Below are 15,532 nucleotides of genomic sequence, written 5' to 3'. Positions count from 1 at the left end.
CGAAGGAGGGAGGTAAATGAAAACAGAATTTATAAAGGTATGCAATCAAGAGATGGGACAAAAGGAGGAGAAAGATAGAGGTTCTTCTTTAATAGAATTAATTATAGTTATTGCCATGATGGCAATCCTAGCAGTTGTAATCGCTCCATATATTACGAAATATGTTGGTCGGTCAAGAATTTTAGTTGATCAATCCAATATGTCACTGTGTGAGTCGGCAACAAAAACAGCATTAGCTAATGAGAAAGCTTATACAGAGCTTGTAGCTACTTCTGGTGTAACGATTGATGTAAAATCAGAAGGTATTACTTCGACAACAATTACGATTCCAACTTTCTTAAGTGAGATAAATGAAATATTAACAAGTATTCCGGTTCCCAAAATGGGTAGTTATTTTGAAATAACAATACCAGTAGCAACAGGAAAAATAGGAAAGATAACAGTATCGGTTAAACCATAAAATTTTAACTAATACTTAAGGCAGAAATCTCGGGACAATCTATAAGGTTAATATCCAAGAAGTTATTAGTAACATATAAGACCAAAAGATTATTGTTACTATTGATAAGATGTAGTAAAATAATAGTAGCTTTTTTTAAAAGCCTTTACTACAAGAGAAGGAAGTGGCAAGATGCAAGCCTATTCAAATCGTTCATTATTTGAAATAGCTCGAGAGAACTATAAAACATTAATAAAGCATTGTGAAGATTTATTAGAAGAGGGTTATTGGGAAAAACCATCTGAGATTCTGAAACAGTCCATCTTTGATGTGCTTGACATCTATGTACAAGCAATATTAGTAAGTTATGCGGTAAAAAGTAACCATTTTATGAAAGAAGATATTGAATTTATTCTTTCAACGGTAGATCATAATCATTTTGATATAAATACAGAGAAAAGTATAGATGATACTGTGGTGGCACAAGTGGAACGTATACTTGTATCACCACCTATTTTGTTGCAATTATGTGATTTACGAGATCAGGAAAAGGGAACACGTAGTGCAGAGACTTTTTTTGAGACATTTATTAATATTATATTAGCTATGTCGTATTTAAATCGTTCAAAAGATGGTTATGTTATCGGATTTATACAAGAATATTACAATAAGGTCCATGTCTTTATTAGTAGAAGAATGAATCGTGAATATGTATTAGATGAGAAATATGTATTCCGGAAAATATGTAGTGAGATGTTCAAAACCGGGATTTATATGAAGGCTGAACAGTTAAAGCAACAAGATGTGATTCTTAACAGATTCTATAAGAATACAAAAAAGACAGAAATAGAAGAGACAGTACACAAAGAAAAGGAATTAGAGGAGACAGTACACGAAGAGAAAACAACTAAGATTGACGAGAAAAAGCAAAGTCAGCAAGATCAAAGTCAGCAAGAACTAAGCCAAGAAAGACAACAGGAGTACTTGGCACAATTGTTAGAAGAATTAAATACTTTAATTGGCCTAGATGGAGTGAAAGAAGAAGTAAATTCTTTAATCAACCTTATCAAAGTTAGGAAGATGCGTGAAAAATTTAATTTGCCTGTTATGGAGATGTCCTACCATATGGTTTTCACGGGAAATCCAGGTACAGGTAAGACAACAGTTGCGCGAATTGTAGCAAAGATATATAAGGAGTTAGGAATTTTATCAAAAGGAAATCTGGTGGAAACAGATAGAGCTGGATTAGTTGCAGGCTATGTAGGTCAAACGGCCATCAAAGTAACGGAATTAGTAGAGAAAGCTATAGGTGGAGTATTATTTATTGATGAAGCGTATTCATTAACGAATAATACAAATGGAAATGATTTCGGGAACGAGGCTATTGATACACTGGTGAAATTGATGGAAGATCACAGAGACGATTTAGTTGTTATCGTTGCTGGATATAAGAAAGAGATGGAAGGTTTCTTGAAAGCGAATACAGGACTAATATCACGATTTAATAAATTCATTGAATTCAAAGATTATACGAAACAAGAGTTAATACATATCCTAAAGAGTATGGCAAGTAAATCAGCAATGGATATTGATGAAGCTGCGGTTTCCTATATAGATGAACAATTGAGTAAGATGTCAAAGGCTGCAAAGAATCGTTTTGGTAATGCAAGAGGAATACGAAACGTATTCGAGAAGATTATAACAAACCAAGCAAATCGTCTTGTAACGTATGAGAATCCGACGATTAGTCAGTTAAAACAGATCGTGTATGATGATGTTGTAGGTGTAATATAAGTACTGAAATATGGCATTAACTCATAAAATACTACTAGACAGGATAGTAGGAGAACGAGTATGCAGATAAAAGTAAAGCCTATAGCAATTAGTATAGCAATTCCATTGGTACTTGATTTACTAATTAGATGGTTAACAAGAAACAGTATGGAAACCTATGAACAGTTGAATAAACCAGATATGGCCTTGCCTGGATATGCTTTTGGGGCTGTTTGGTTAGTCCTATTTATTCTAATGGGAATATCATCGTATATCATATATGTTTCAACCTCAGAGCAAAGAGGGAAAGCGTTACGATTATATGGAATCAACCTGTTCCTTGTATTTCTATGGCCAATTATCTTTTTTACATACCAATTATATAGTTTGGCTTTTATCATTGAGATTATATTATGGGGTATTGCGTTTACGATGGTCTCCATGTTTACTCAGATATCAAGACTGGCTGGGTGGATTCTACTACCATATTTTATATGGGTGACTTATGCAGCTTATCTTAATCTGCAAGTTCTTTTGCTAAACTAGTAAAGGTATTAGGAACGGATAAAAAAGGTAGAATAATTATAGAAGTCCGTATATAAAATATTGTAAGAATGTTTCAAGGAGACTGTCATTGCGTAAAAAAATTACACCTATAATAGTATGTATTATAGCCATATCAGTTATAGCGATGCTATATTATCCTATGTTAAACCAACAGATTAAAAGTTGGCCGCAGTATAAGAAACAAAAAGCAGCCGTTACATATTCTATGAATCGTAATGAGAATATGTCAAATCATATTGTATACAAAGATGATTTAAGAATAGAAGAAGTAGCAACCGCTACAAAGCCTATTACAGATGAAACGGCAAACATGCAATTAAATGCTAGAGCAGCATGTCTAATGGATGCATCAACCAATAGAGTTTTGTATGGTAAAAAAGTTGATACTGAGATGCCTATGGCTAGTACTACAAAAATAATGACTTTAATCGTAACTCTGGAGAATGCAAATTTAGATGATGTTGTAACTGTATCAAAGAATGCAGCAAGGCAACCTGATGTGCAATTGAATATGCAAACAGGTGATCAATTCAAGCTAGGAGATTTATTATATTCACTTATGCTAGAATCTCACAATGATACAGCAGTAGCAATTGCTGAACATGTTGGTGGTAGCGTAGATGGTTTCGCGCAAATGATGAATGAAAAGGCGAGGGAACTAGGATGCACCCATACTAATTTCGTTACCCCTAATGGATTGGATTCTAGTACAGAAGAACATTATACGACTGCAAGGGAGCTTGGCATTATAGCAAGTTATGCGATTAAAAATAATCAATTTTTAGAGATAACCAACACTCCAAACTGGACATTCAAAGAATTAACAAAAGGTACTACGTATTCAGTTACGAATAGGGATAGATTTTTGTATCTGTATGATGGAGCGATTGGAATTAAAACTGGATTTACGAACAAAGCAGGATATTGTTTTGTTGGTGCGGTTGAGAAGGATTGCAGGACATTTGTTTCCGTAGTGTTAGCAAGTGGTTGGCCACCTAATAAAAATTATAAGTGGTCAGACACAACGAAACTTATGGATTATGGAACGAAGAATTATCAGTTACAAGAAATCTTTGATGATACCAAGTTATATGAACCGATATTTGTTAGAAAAGGAAAAGAGTGCTGTGCGGATCTATATTGTGAAGGTAGTCTACAGATGCTTTTAAGCAATCAGGATGAAATTAAAGTAGTTTATGAGATTGAAAAAGAAGTAGAAGCGCCAGTGGCACCAGATCAACAGGTCGGTGTAGCACGATATTATGTTAATAATGAATTAGTAAAAACATTTCCTATTAAAACTTCAACTGGAATTGAAAAGATTGATCATAAATTTACTTGGAATCAGGTGTTAGATTTATGGTTTGCAGTAAAATGTAATAATGAAGAATAAACAAGGGGCTAGTGCCCCTTGTATTTTTTCAGCTATTTATATGCTGGATTTAGAAATATTTAGTGATATCATAAGAAGAGTATGTATAAATATTTAATTAAATTACTAAAGTTAGAAAAAATTAAACATTTTAACAAGAAAACAGACAAAAAGTTACATTTAATGTTATTGGAGGCTATTATTAATGGTTAGCCAATAAAATGTAACAAAAACTTATAAATAATAACTTGATTAATGAACAAATTGCTAAAATTCTATTGATATATTTTCTGAATTATTATACAATTATAATTGGCAGAAAATTGGTTTTACTTTTAATATAATTAAAAATGGAGGGCTGAACATGAGTACAACAGCACAAATGTCAGCAAGAGAAAGAATCATATCTTTGCTGGACGATAATAGTTTTGTTGAAGTAGGTGCGATGGTAACAAGAAGAAGCACAGATTTTAACATGCAGCACAAAGAGATTCCTGCAGATGGCGTTATTACTGGTTACGGAGTTATTGATAGTAATCTAGTATACGTATATAGCCAGGATCAGGCAGCATTAGGTGGTTCCATAGGTGAAATGCATGCCAAAAAAATTGCTCATATCTATGATATGGCTATGAAAGTAGGAGCACCAGTAGTTGGTCTTATTGACTGTGCAGGTCTAAGACTTCAAGAAGCTACGGATGCTTTAAATGGATTCGGTGAACTTTATTTAAAACAAACAATGGCATCGGGCTTAATCCCTCAAATTACAGCTATATTTGGTAATTGTGGTGGTGGAGTAGCAATATCATCAAACTTAAGTGACTTTACTTTTATGGTGGAGAAAGATGCTAAATTATTTGTAAATTCACCAAATACTTTAGAGGGGAATTTTACACAAAAATGTGATACAAGCACAGCAAAATACCAAGCAGAAGCTGGTGTGGTGGATGTTGTTTGTGAAGATGATGCAACTGTATTAGCTAGTATTCGTGAGTTAATTACAGTATTACCTTCTAATAACGAAGATAATGATTCTTATGATGAATGCAAGGATGATTTAAATCGTCTTGTGCCTATTCTTGGCACTTCTTTAAAAGATACTGCAGTGGCTCTTAGAGAAATATCAGATGATAATTTCTTCTATGAAGTGAAATCTGCTTATGCAAAAGATATGGTTACTGGTTTCATACGTCTTAACGGAATGACAATTGGAGCAGTAGCAAATCGTGCAGAAGTTCTAGATGAAGAGTCTGTAGCAGTAGAGAAATTTGATGGCTCTTTAACAACAGCAGGTTGTGAAAAGGCAACAAGTTTTGTTAATTTCTGTGATGCATTCAATATTCCTATATTAACTTTAACAAGTGTTAAAGGCTATAAAGCTACAACTGAAGAAGAGAAGACCATTGCGAAAGCAGCAGCAAAATTAACATATGCGTTTGCGAACGCAACAGTTCCAAAAGTAAATGTTATTGTTGGTGAAGCTTATGGCAGTGCTTATATAACAATGAATTCAAAACATATCGGTGCAGATTTAGTACTTGCTTATGAAGATGCAACAATTGGTATGATGGACGCAAAATCTGCTACACAGATTATGTATGCAGAGGAAATTAGTGTTGCTAGCGATGCAACTGCTTTGATTAATGAAAAAGCAAGTGAATATGAAAGCCTTCAATCAAGCGTAGAATCTGCGGCTAAAAGAGGTTATGTGGACAGTGTGATTTCTGCAGATGCTACAAGAAAGCACCTTGTCTATGCATTTGAAATGCTATTTACGAAGAGAGATAGCCGTCCAAGTAAAAAGCATGGCACGGTTTAATATGAGTTAATAGTGTGAAAGAAGTCTTTCACGCGGAGATTTGTGCTTTGCACAAATCCTCCAGACTTTGAAAGGGGCATGCGTACTAATATGAAAAAGAAACTAGTGCTATTATTGTGTTTGATGACATGCTTGTTTGCTATAACGGCATGTTCAACAAAAGAAAAAGATGCATCGTTTGAATATGATGAGGCAACAGTGAAAGAAACTGCAACGCAATGGTTAGATTCATGGAATCAGATGGATTTTTCTGAATACGATGACACAGCCTTGGATCAACTTGTAGCTGATGGTCAAATGGATGAAGCAACAAGTGCAGTTTTTGCAAACTGGAGAGAAACGAAAGCGGATATCGGGACTTTCGTTGAAGTCAAAGATGTTAAAATCAAAGAAGCTTCAGATACGATTACCGTAGTATTCACAGCAACGTATGATGGGACTAAGAATGCAGTTACTTTTAGTGTACCATTTGATTCATCATTAAATGTTGATTCAAATGCGATAACGGTTGAAGAAAAACAATCTCTTGGAGACAAGATGGATACTGCATTATTAAATACTATACTTGGAAGGGGACCAGGATTTGTTGTATTAATATTAATTTCATTATTAATTGCCATGTTTAAAATTATTCCTATGATTCAAGAAAAGATGGCAAAGAAACAAGAATTAGATATGAATGTTGTAACTGCTATTGATAATACAGTATCTCAAATAGCTGTACAAGAAGAGGAACAAGATGAAGAGGAACAAGAAGAGTTAGTAGATGATGGAGAATTAGTGGCTGTTATTACAGCTGCCATTATGGCGCATATGTCATCAAATGGTGAAGAAGTCCCAGCAGATGGTCTTATTGTTCGTTCTATCAAAAGATCAAAATCAAATAAGTGGCAGAAAGCTTAAGTTTAGGAGGAATAATCATATGAAAAATTATACAATTACTGTTAATGGTAACGTTTATGAAGTATCTGTTGAAGAAGGAATATCTGGAGCAGCAAAAGCACCTACAGCTCCAGTAGCAAAAGCACCAGTACAAAAAGAAACACAAACACCTGTAGCACCATCACCAGCGCCAAAAGCAGCGCCTGTTAGTGCACAAGGAAGCGTTAAAGTAAATGCACCAATGCCAGGTAAAATCCTTGAGATAAAAGCGAATGTAGGACAGGCAGTTAAAAGAGGGGAAGTATTAGTGATCCTTGAAGCAATGAAGATGGAAAATGAAATTGTTGCTCCTTCAGGAGGAACAGTGGCAAGCATTAATGTAGCAGTTGGAAATTCTGTAGAGTCTGGAGATGTATTAGTTACATTAAACTAGAATGCACTTATGGTAACCTGACTTTTTGAGAGGTTTGAATAGCTACACTAGGGTTTACATTTTCGTGTAAATTACCACAAATAAAATTGGGAGGTAATAACTATATGAGCGACATTTTAACAATGCTAGAGAACCTAGTTGATCAATCCGCTTTTGCTTCTTTAACAATCGGAAATTATATAATGATCGCGGTTGCATGCTTTTTTCTATACTTAGCCATAAAGAAACAGTATGAACCACTACTATTAACACCAATCGCATTTGGTATGCTGTTAGTAAACTTATATCCACCAATTATGGAAGATGGTGGACTATTACATTATTTTTACTTATTAGATGAATGGAGTATCTTACCATCGTTAATATTCTTAGGTGTTGGTGCAATGACCGACTTTGGTCCATTGATTGCAAATCCTAAAAGTTTCTTATTAGGTGCTGCAGCACAGTTTGGAATCTACTCTGCGTATATCTTCGCAATTCTTATGGGATTTGATGGTAAAGCAGCAGCAGCTATTTCAATAATCGGTGGTGCCGACGGTCCTACCTCAATCTTCTTAGCAGGTAAATTAGGGCAAACAGGGTTAATGGGTCCAATTGCAGTAGCAGCATATTCATATATGGCATTAGTTCCAATTATTCAACCACCTATTATGAAATTATTAACGACCAAGAAAGAACGTGCTATTAAGATGGAACAATTAAGACCGGTATCTAAATTAGAGAAAATCTTATTTCCAGTCATCGTAACAATCATTGTTGGATTAATTCTTCCTACCGTTACGCCACTTGTTGGTATGCTTATGTTAGGTAACTTATTCAGAGAATCTGGGGTTGTTAAACAACTTGTTGAAACAGCTTCTAACGCTATGATGTATATCGTTGTAATTTTACTTGGTACATCTGTAGGTGCAACTACTAGTGCGGAAGCATTCCTAAACATTGACACAATTAAAATCATTGTTCTTGGTTTAATCGCATTTGCAATTGGTACTGCAGCTGGTATCTTGTTTGGTAAATTAATGTGCAAGATGACTGGTGGTAAGGTGAATCCGTTAATTGGATCAGCGGGTGTATCTGCGGTTCCAATGGCAGCTAGAGTTTCACAAAAAGTTGGTGCAGAAGAAGATCCTACAAACTTCTTATTAATGCATGCAATGGGACCAAACGTTGCCGGTGTAATTGGTACAGCAGTAGCAGCTGGTACATTTATGGCAATATTCGGTGTGAAATAGACTATATTATAGGAGGTAGTAAAATGTCAGAACAAGTGAAGAGACCGGTTAAGATTACCGAGACTATATTACGTGATGCGCATCAATCCTTGATAGCTACAAGAATGACAACAGAGCAGATGCTTCCAATTATTGAAAAGATGGATAAGGTTGGTTATCATTCCGTTGAATGCTGGGGTGGAGCTACATTTGATGCATCTCTTCGTTTCTTAAAAGAAGATCCATGGGAAAGACTTAGAAAGTTAAGAGCAGGATTTAAGAATACAAAATTACAGATGTTATTCAGAGGGCAGAATATCCTAGGATACCGCCATTATGCAGATGATGTGGTTGAATATTTTGTTCAAAAATCCATTGCAAATGGTATTGATATTATCCGTATCTTTGACTGTTTGAATGATATTCGTAATCTTGAAACAGCAGTGAAAGCAGCGAATAAAGAGAAAGGCCATGCACAAGTTGCTCTTTCTTATACATTAGGTGATGCTTATACATTAGATTACTGGACGGATATGGCAAAACGTATTGAAGAAATGGGAGCTGATTCTTTGTGTATCAAAGATATGGCTGGTTTATTAGTTCCATATAAAGCAACTGAATTAGTAGAGGCATTAAAAGCAACAACATCAATTCCTATTCAACTTCATACTCACTATACTTCAGGTGTAGCTTCAATGACTTACATGAAGGCTGTTGAGGCTGGATGCGATATTATTGATACAGCAATGTCACCATTTTCTATGGGTACTAGCCAACCAGCTACGGAAGTTATGGTTGAAACCTTCAAGGGAACCGAATATGATCCTGGATTTGACCAAAACTTATTAGCTGAAATTGCTGATTACTTCAGACCAATTAGAGATGAAGCATTAGAAAGTAAATTATTAAATCCAAAAGTTATGGGTGTTGATATCAAAACATTATTATATCAAGTACCAGGTGGTATGTTATCTAATTTAGTATCCCAATTAAAAGATGCTCATCAAGAAGATAAATATTATGATGTTTTAAAAGAAATTCCTCGAGTACGTAAAGACTTTGGTGAACCGCCACTAGTAACTCCTTCAAGCCAAATCGTTGGTACACAAGCGGTACTTAACGTATTATCCGGTGAACGTTACAAGATGGTAACAAAAGAGTCAAAAGCACTTCTTCGTGGCGAATATGGTCAAACAGTAAAACCATTTAACAAAGAAGTTCAAAAGAAAGCAATTGGAGATGAGAAACCAATCACTTGTCGTCCAGCGGATTTATTAAAACCAGAACTTAAGACAATTGAAGCAGAGATGGCTCAGTGGAAAGAACAAGACGAAGATGTATTAACGTACGCATTGTTCCCACAAGTAGCTACTGATTTCTTCAAATATCGTAAAGCTCAAAAAGAAAAAGTAGATTTAACAGTTGCGGATACAGCTAGTAAGGCTTATCCTGTATAATTCGAATTTATAAAAGTGTACCCAAAAAGGTAGAGACAACAAAAAGTCTCTACCTTTAAAATTTGTATAAAAAAACATTGACAGTATATGGAAAATAAACTATAATGTAATTCATATAAAACCTACTAAAAAGCTAGGTAATAGAAGAAGGGATGATTTAAATTAGTGTAGCAATCCATAAAAAGGTTGGTGGGTTTAATTGTGGTAAAGATTGAAAAAGTGAATAGAATTAAGGACTGACTGGACAACTGGAGGTATCATAGAAACTATCTATGAACCAAAGGTTGTCCTTTTTTTGTGGTAAGTATTTAATTTTCCTATAATTAAAGGTTCTGTGAATCAAAGAGGAGGAGAATATCATGAGCAATACATATAAAGATTTGCAAAATTCCCATCCTTGCTATGGGGGACATAAGAATCATGCTGGAAGAATTCACCTTCCGGTTAGTCCGGGGTGTAATATTGGTTGTCGCTTCTGTGACAGAACTATCAACGATGTGGAGCAAAGACCAGGAGTATCGAGTAAGTTATTAAAACCAGAGGAAGCGCTCACTATAATAAGAAAAGCGTTAGAGTTGTGTCCAGAAATAACAGTTGCAGGTATAGCAGGACCGGGTGAGACTTTGGCAACAGATTATGCATTAGAGACATTTCGATTAATAAAGGAACATTTCCCACAGCTTATAAAATGTATGAGTACCAATGGTCTTTTGTTATATGAAAAAGCAGATGAAATCATAGAAGTAGGAATTGATTCGCTAACAGTAACAGTAAATGCGGTTGATCCAGAGATCGAAGCAAAGCTTAATAGATTTGTTATTTATCATGGGGAAAGATACGAAGGTGTGGAGGGTGCAACAATCCTAATCGAAAATCAGTTAAGAGGAATAAAAAAGATTGCTGATGCTGGAATCACCATAAAGGTCAATACTGTATTGGTTCCAAAAATCAATGGAGAACACATTGAAAGTATTGCAAAAACAGTTAGTGAACTTGGAGCAAGTATATACAATATTATCCCACTGATTCCTCAGTATGAACTAAAAGATTGCAAAGAACCGCTGTGTGCGGAGATAGATGCAGCCAGAACAAGGGCTAGTAAATATATAGATGTATTTAGACATTGTCAGAGATGTCGAGCAGATGCAATCGGTATCCCAGGTGAAAAAGATTTTGGTGATCAGATTTATCAGAGAAGAATATCCGTAAAGAATACATTTTCCCATGGATAGTATCAAAATGAGGTGTATGTAAGGTTTATAAGTTTGAAGAGCAGAAAAATGAAAGAAAAAGGAGATTTTACAAATGGCAGGATTAAGACAAATAGCAATTTACGGAAAAGGAGGTATTGGCAAATCTACTACAACACAGAATTTAACTGCAGGTTTAGCTGAGGCAGGGAAAAAGGTTATGGTTGTAGGTTGTGATCCAAAAGCAGATTCTACAAGGTTATTACTTGGAGGCTTAGCGCAAAGAACAGTACTTGATACGATTAGACAAGAAGGCGATGATATTGAATTAGATAAAATCCTAAAGGAAGGATATAAAGGGAGTAGATGTGTGGAATCTGGTGGACCGGAGCCAGGTGTTGGGTGTGCTGGACGAGGGATTATCACCTCCATAAGTATGTTAGAAAATTTGGGTGCGTATACAGATGATTTGGATTACGTATTTTACGATGTTTTAGGTGATGTTGTTTGTGGTGGTTTTGCAATGCCAATCCGGGAAGGAAAGGCAAAAGAAATTTACATTGTTGCAAGTGGAGAAATGATGGCACTTTATGCAGCAAATAATATTTCAAAAGGAATTAAGAGGTATGCTAAAGCTGGTGGAGTAAGACTTGGAGGAATTATATGTAATAGCAGAAATGTAGATAGGGAGTTAGATTTATTAAGAGCTTTTTCTAAGGAGCTTGGAACAAAGCTAATCTATTTAGTACCTAGGGATAATGTGGTGCAGCATGCAGAAATTAATAAAAAAACAGTAATTGAGTATCGACCGGATTCTAAACAGGCACAGGAATATCGTAATTTAGCACAAGCGATAATTGAGAATAAAGATTTTACGATTCCAACTCCAATGACGAAAGAAAGACTGGAAGAAATTTTGTTAGAGTTTGGATTAATGGATATTGTAGATGATTATCATATTTAATGTAATACATAAATAGCAAAGTGGAGGTATCTATGAGAAAAATTAATCAATCGATTGAAAAATTCATTAGGGGGGATAGAGAATGTCATTAAATTTGGGAACAAGAGAAAGTCGATTAGGTTCCATAACAGGATATGTAGGTAGTTTAAGTGATTTAGCAACAAGAAGTGAACGTGACGATTTAAAGGGTTGCTCAAGATGTTTTTCTCAATCTAGCACCTGTCTGTCAAGCTGTGCATTGGGTCAGCTTGGTGGAATTCGGGATGTGGCAGTAATTCATCATGGACCTGCTGGATGTTCGTGCACCTCCAGTTCGCAGTATATTGTTACCAATCAAGTGGCAGCTAAGAGAGGGATTAAGAATCGTTCGGTTTATGTAGGGACGGATATGAATGAAAATGATACCATTTTTGGCTCCACAGATGCCTTAATAGACATTATTTTTGAAGTAAATCGCAGATATCAGCCAAAAGCAATCTTTGTCTGTAGCTCCTGTGCAACTGGAATAATTGGTGAAGATATTGACAGTATCGTAGAAGAGGTTCAGGAAGAAATTGATGTTCCAGTAATTGCAGTTCATTGTGAGGGATTTAAATCACGTATCTGGGCAACTGGCTTTGATATCTCTGATCATGCTGTACTAAATGGAATTGTAAAACCACCACAGAAAAAGAGAAATACCATCAATTTTAAGAATTTCTACGAAAGTGCTAGAGAGGAAATTATAGAAATCTTTAAAAACTTCGATTTAGACCCAGTATTCTTATATGCCAATGCATCGGTAGAAGAGTTAGAGCATTTATCAGAAGCAGTAGCAACGACCTGTATATGTGGAACTTTAGGAAATTATTTAGGAAACGGACTAGAGGAAAAGTACGGGGTACCATATATTCGTACCATTAATCCTTTGGGAATTGATGGTTTTGAAACTTGGCTTCGCGAAATTGGTAAAGTAGCTCATAAGGAGCCTTTGGTAGAGACGTATATAGAAGAACAGAGAAACATCTATCTTCCTCAAATTGAAGAAGTAAAAAAAGAACTAAAAGGATTAAAGGCTGTCCTTGGAATGGGACCAGGTTACACCTTTGAAGTGTCACGTGTCTTAAATGAATTAGGTATTGAAGTAGTTTGGGCGTTAGCATGGCATTATGATAAAAAATATGAAAATGGAGAGGTACCGCCTTCTATGGAGTATCTTCTGGAGAATAAAATTGATTTTGAAACAAGTGTATCAGATCAACAAAATTATGAGGTGATGAACATCCTGCATAAGTATCAGCCGGATTTGTATCTGTCACGACATCCAGGTTCTACTGTTTGGGCTATCAAACAAGGAACCCCAGCAGTATATGTTGCTGATGAATACATGATATTCGGATATAAGCATACCTTAGAGTTTGCCCATACAGTTTTAGATACCATAAGAAACAGAAGCTTTGAACAAAATCTTGCAAAGAGAGTAAAACTGCCATACACCGATTGGTGGTATAAGCAAGATGTAGGAAGCTTTTTGGAGGAGGGTAAGGAATAATGGCTAAAATATTAGATAAGCAGAGATATAAATGTGCTATGAGTGCCATGCAAACAGTTCAGGCAATTAGTCGTGCTATTCCGGTACTACATTCGGGACCGGGTTGTGCGCAGAAGTTATCCAGTTCATCAGGTAACTCGGGATATTTTTCTCCCAATATCTATCCGTGTACCAGTATCAATGAAAAGGATGTAGTATTTGGGGGTGTTAATAAATTACGTTCTACAATAAAAAATTCTTTGAAAGTTATTGATGCCGATTTATTTGTGGTTTTAACAGGTTGTATTCCGGAAATTGTTGGTGATAATACAGAGGAGGTTGTTGAAGAGTTTAGGGATGCTAATAAGCCAGTTATTTATGCTTCCACAGCAGGATTTAAAGGAAATAATTATAAGGGGCATGAACAGGTAGTAGATGCTATTATTGAGCAGTTTTTAGAAAAATCGGAAGAAAGAATAAAGGGTTTGGTCAATATTTGGGCAGATGTTCCCTATCAGGATGAATTCTGGCATGGTAATCTAAGGGAATTGGAAAGATTGATTTCAGAACTTGGTCTGATACCGAATACTATCTTTGGTTATGACAGAGGGATTGAAAATGTCAAAAAGATTCCGCAAGCTGAATTTAATTTGTTAGTGTCACCATGGGTAGGTCTAGAAAATGTAAAGAAAATGGAGGAGAAGTTCGATATTCCTTATCTTCATTATAAAACATTACCAATCGGGGCATACGAAACAAGTGAATTTCTTCGTGAGGTTGGCAAATATGCAGGGGTAGAGGAAGAAAAGATTGAAAATATAATTAAAGAAAAGGAGAAATATTACTATTACTATGTTGAAAGATATGCGGATTTGTTTCTAGAGACCCGTGTTATGTCCAAACAGTTTTCAGTAGTAGGGGATGCCCAGTATACACTTGGTATCACAAAATTCCTTGTGAATGATTTGGGATTGTTTCCGGCAAAACAATTTATTGTAGATGACACACCAAAGGCGTATCGAGAGGCAATTACCAAGGAGTTTGAAACATTAAATTATGACATCAAGGCAGAAGTGGTATTTGAAACAGATGGTTATAAGATTCATAAGGAAATTAAGGAACATGATTATCATGGGTATCCATTGATTATCGGTGGCTATTGGGAGAAGAGTGTAGCAGCTGAGACGAATGCTCATTTTCTAAATGTATCATGGCCGGTCAATGAACGCCTTGTAATGAATGGATATTATGTAGGATATGATGGAGGACTAAAGCTTATAGAGGACATCTATTCGGTTGCTAAAACAAGATTCAACTAACTGGAAAGGACTGGTGTAAAGTATGTCTTATAAGATTGCTTATGTATCTTCAGATGGAATCTACATAGACAGAACATTTGGCGCGGCTGAGGAATTTATAATTGTTGCAGTATCAGATGGTGAATATCGGATAATAGATACAAGAAAAATAGAAGAAGAGAAGAAAAATGAAATAGTATTAGAAGAAGAGAAAGAAAAGGATTTAAAAGAAGAATTTAGCTGCGGTTCTGGCTCTGGCTGTGGTAGAGGGCAAGGATCATCCACAAAAGTAGATTTGATATCCGATTGCAGATGTGTTATCTGCAAAAAAGTAGGATTCCATATCCAAAAGCAGTTAGAAAGACTAGCCATTACCACCTTTGATGTAGATTATACGGTAGAGGAAGCATTAAGGAAGATTATATTGTATTTTGAACGTATTGATGGGCATAAATCATTAAGGGGAATTACTAGTAGTAACAAGGAGTAGTCATATGGAAGTATATTTTATACTGACTGGATAACCAGAGGTGATATGAATCATAGAACCTCTGGTTTTTTACGGTTTGCCCGACATGGGCAAACTCTAACGGGTGAAAGTCCCGAGTGTACCTAGG

Annotated in this window: 14 protein-coding genes; all 14 read left to right on the top strand. The window is 35.6% G+C overall.

The annotated features are described in order from the left end of the window. The first annotated feature begins 16 nt into the window (after positions 1–16). The 14 genes from ACW2QF_RS01850 (at position 17) to ACW2QF_RS01785 (ending at position 15,405) form a co-directional block, all read left to right on the top strand. A complete protein-coding gene (locus ACW2QF_RS01850) occupies positions 17–460 on the top strand; it encodes a type II secretion system protein (RefSeq protein WP_455714291.1) in 444 nt (147 codons plus the stop codon). A 171-nt stretch (positions 461–631) separates the two neighbouring features. Continuing rightward, positions 632–2,233 carry an AAA family ATPase gene (locus tag ACW2QF_RS01845; protein WP_455714290.1) on the top strand — a complete coding sequence of 534 codons (1,602 nt, stop codon included), beginning with the start codon at positions 632–634 and terminating at the stop codon, positions 2,231–2,233. A gap of 60 nt (positions 2,234–2,293) precedes the next feature. After that, positions 2,294–2,758, top strand: coding sequence for a TspO/MBR family protein (locus ACW2QF_RS01840; protein WP_455714289.1), 465 nt, complete (start codon positions 2,294–2,296; stop codon positions 2,756–2,758). 88 nt (positions 2,759–2,846) lie between these two features. Further along, positions 2,847–4,172: a D-alanyl-D-alanine carboxypeptidase family protein gene (locus ACW2QF_RS01835; protein ID WP_455714288.1), complete on the top strand. Its 1,326-nt coding sequence runs from the start codon at positions 2,847–2,849 to the stop codon at positions 4,170–4,172. Between the two features lie 343 nt (positions 4,173–4,515). Continuing rightward, positions 4,516–5,970 (top strand): acyl-CoA carboxylase subunit beta, encoded by a 1,455-nt coding sequence (locus ACW2QF_RS01830; protein ID WP_455714287.1) that lies wholly within the window; start codon positions 4,516–4,518, stop codon positions 5,968–5,970. Positions 5,971–6,060: 90 nt separating this feature from the next. Beyond that, a complete protein-coding gene (locus ACW2QF_RS01825) occupies positions 6,061–6,873 on the top strand; it encodes an OadG family transporter subunit (RefSeq protein ID WP_455714286.1) in 813 nt (270 codons plus the stop codon). Positions 6,874–6,892: 19 nt separating this feature from the next. Continuing rightward, positions 6,893–7,285 (top strand): biotin/lipoyl-containing protein, encoded by a 393-nt coding sequence (locus ACW2QF_RS01820; RefSeq protein ID WP_455714285.1) that lies wholly within the window; start codon positions 6,893–6,895, stop codon positions 7,283–7,285. A gap of 104 nt (positions 7,286–7,389) precedes the next feature. Continuing rightward, positions 7,390–8,517 (top strand): sodium ion-translocating decarboxylase subunit beta, encoded by a 1,128-nt coding sequence (locus ACW2QF_RS01815; protein ID WP_455714284.1) that lies wholly within the window; start codon positions 7,390–7,392, stop codon positions 8,515–8,517. 23 nt (positions 8,518–8,540) lie between these two features. Further along, positions 8,541–9,953 (top strand): oxaloacetate decarboxylase subunit alpha, encoded by a 1,413-nt coding sequence (locus ACW2QF_RS01810; RefSeq protein ID WP_455714283.1) that lies wholly within the window; start codon positions 8,541–8,543, stop codon positions 9,951–9,953. Between the two features lie 359 nt (positions 9,954–10,312). Then, a complete protein-coding gene (locus ACW2QF_RS01805) occupies positions 10,313–11,185 on the top strand; it encodes a radical SAM protein (protein ID WP_455714282.1) in 873 nt (290 codons plus the stop codon). 73 nt (positions 11,186–11,258) lie between these two features. Then, on the top strand, positions 11,259–12,107 hold the full coding sequence (gene nifH, locus ACW2QF_RS01800; protein ID WP_455714281.1) for a nitrogenase iron protein: 849 nt from the start codon (positions 11,259–11,261) through the stop codon (positions 12,105–12,107). Between the two features lie 82 nt (positions 12,108–12,189). After that, entirely contained in the window at positions 12,190–13,638 is a 1,449-nt protein-coding gene (locus ACW2QF_RS01795) for a nitrogenase component 1 (protein ID WP_455714280.1), read from the top strand. After that, a complete protein-coding gene (locus ACW2QF_RS01790; RefSeq protein WP_455714279.1) occupies positions 13,638–14,936 on the top strand; it encodes a nitrogenase component 1 in 1,299 nt (432 codons plus the stop codon). Before ACW2QF_RS01795 ends, ACW2QF_RS01790 begins: the two co-directional genes overlap by 1 nt. Positions 14,937–14,958: 22 nt before the next feature. Then, entirely contained in the window at positions 14,959–15,405 is a 447-nt protein-coding gene (locus ACW2QF_RS01785; protein WP_455714278.1) for a NifB/NifX family molybdenum-iron cluster-binding protein, read from the top strand. Positions 15,406–15,532: the final 127 nt, after the last annotated feature.

The organism is Anaerosporobacter sp., assembly GCF_965301125.1.
Note: the sequence above shows the minus strand (reverse complement) of the source record. Positions and strands in the feature narration are given on the sequence as shown.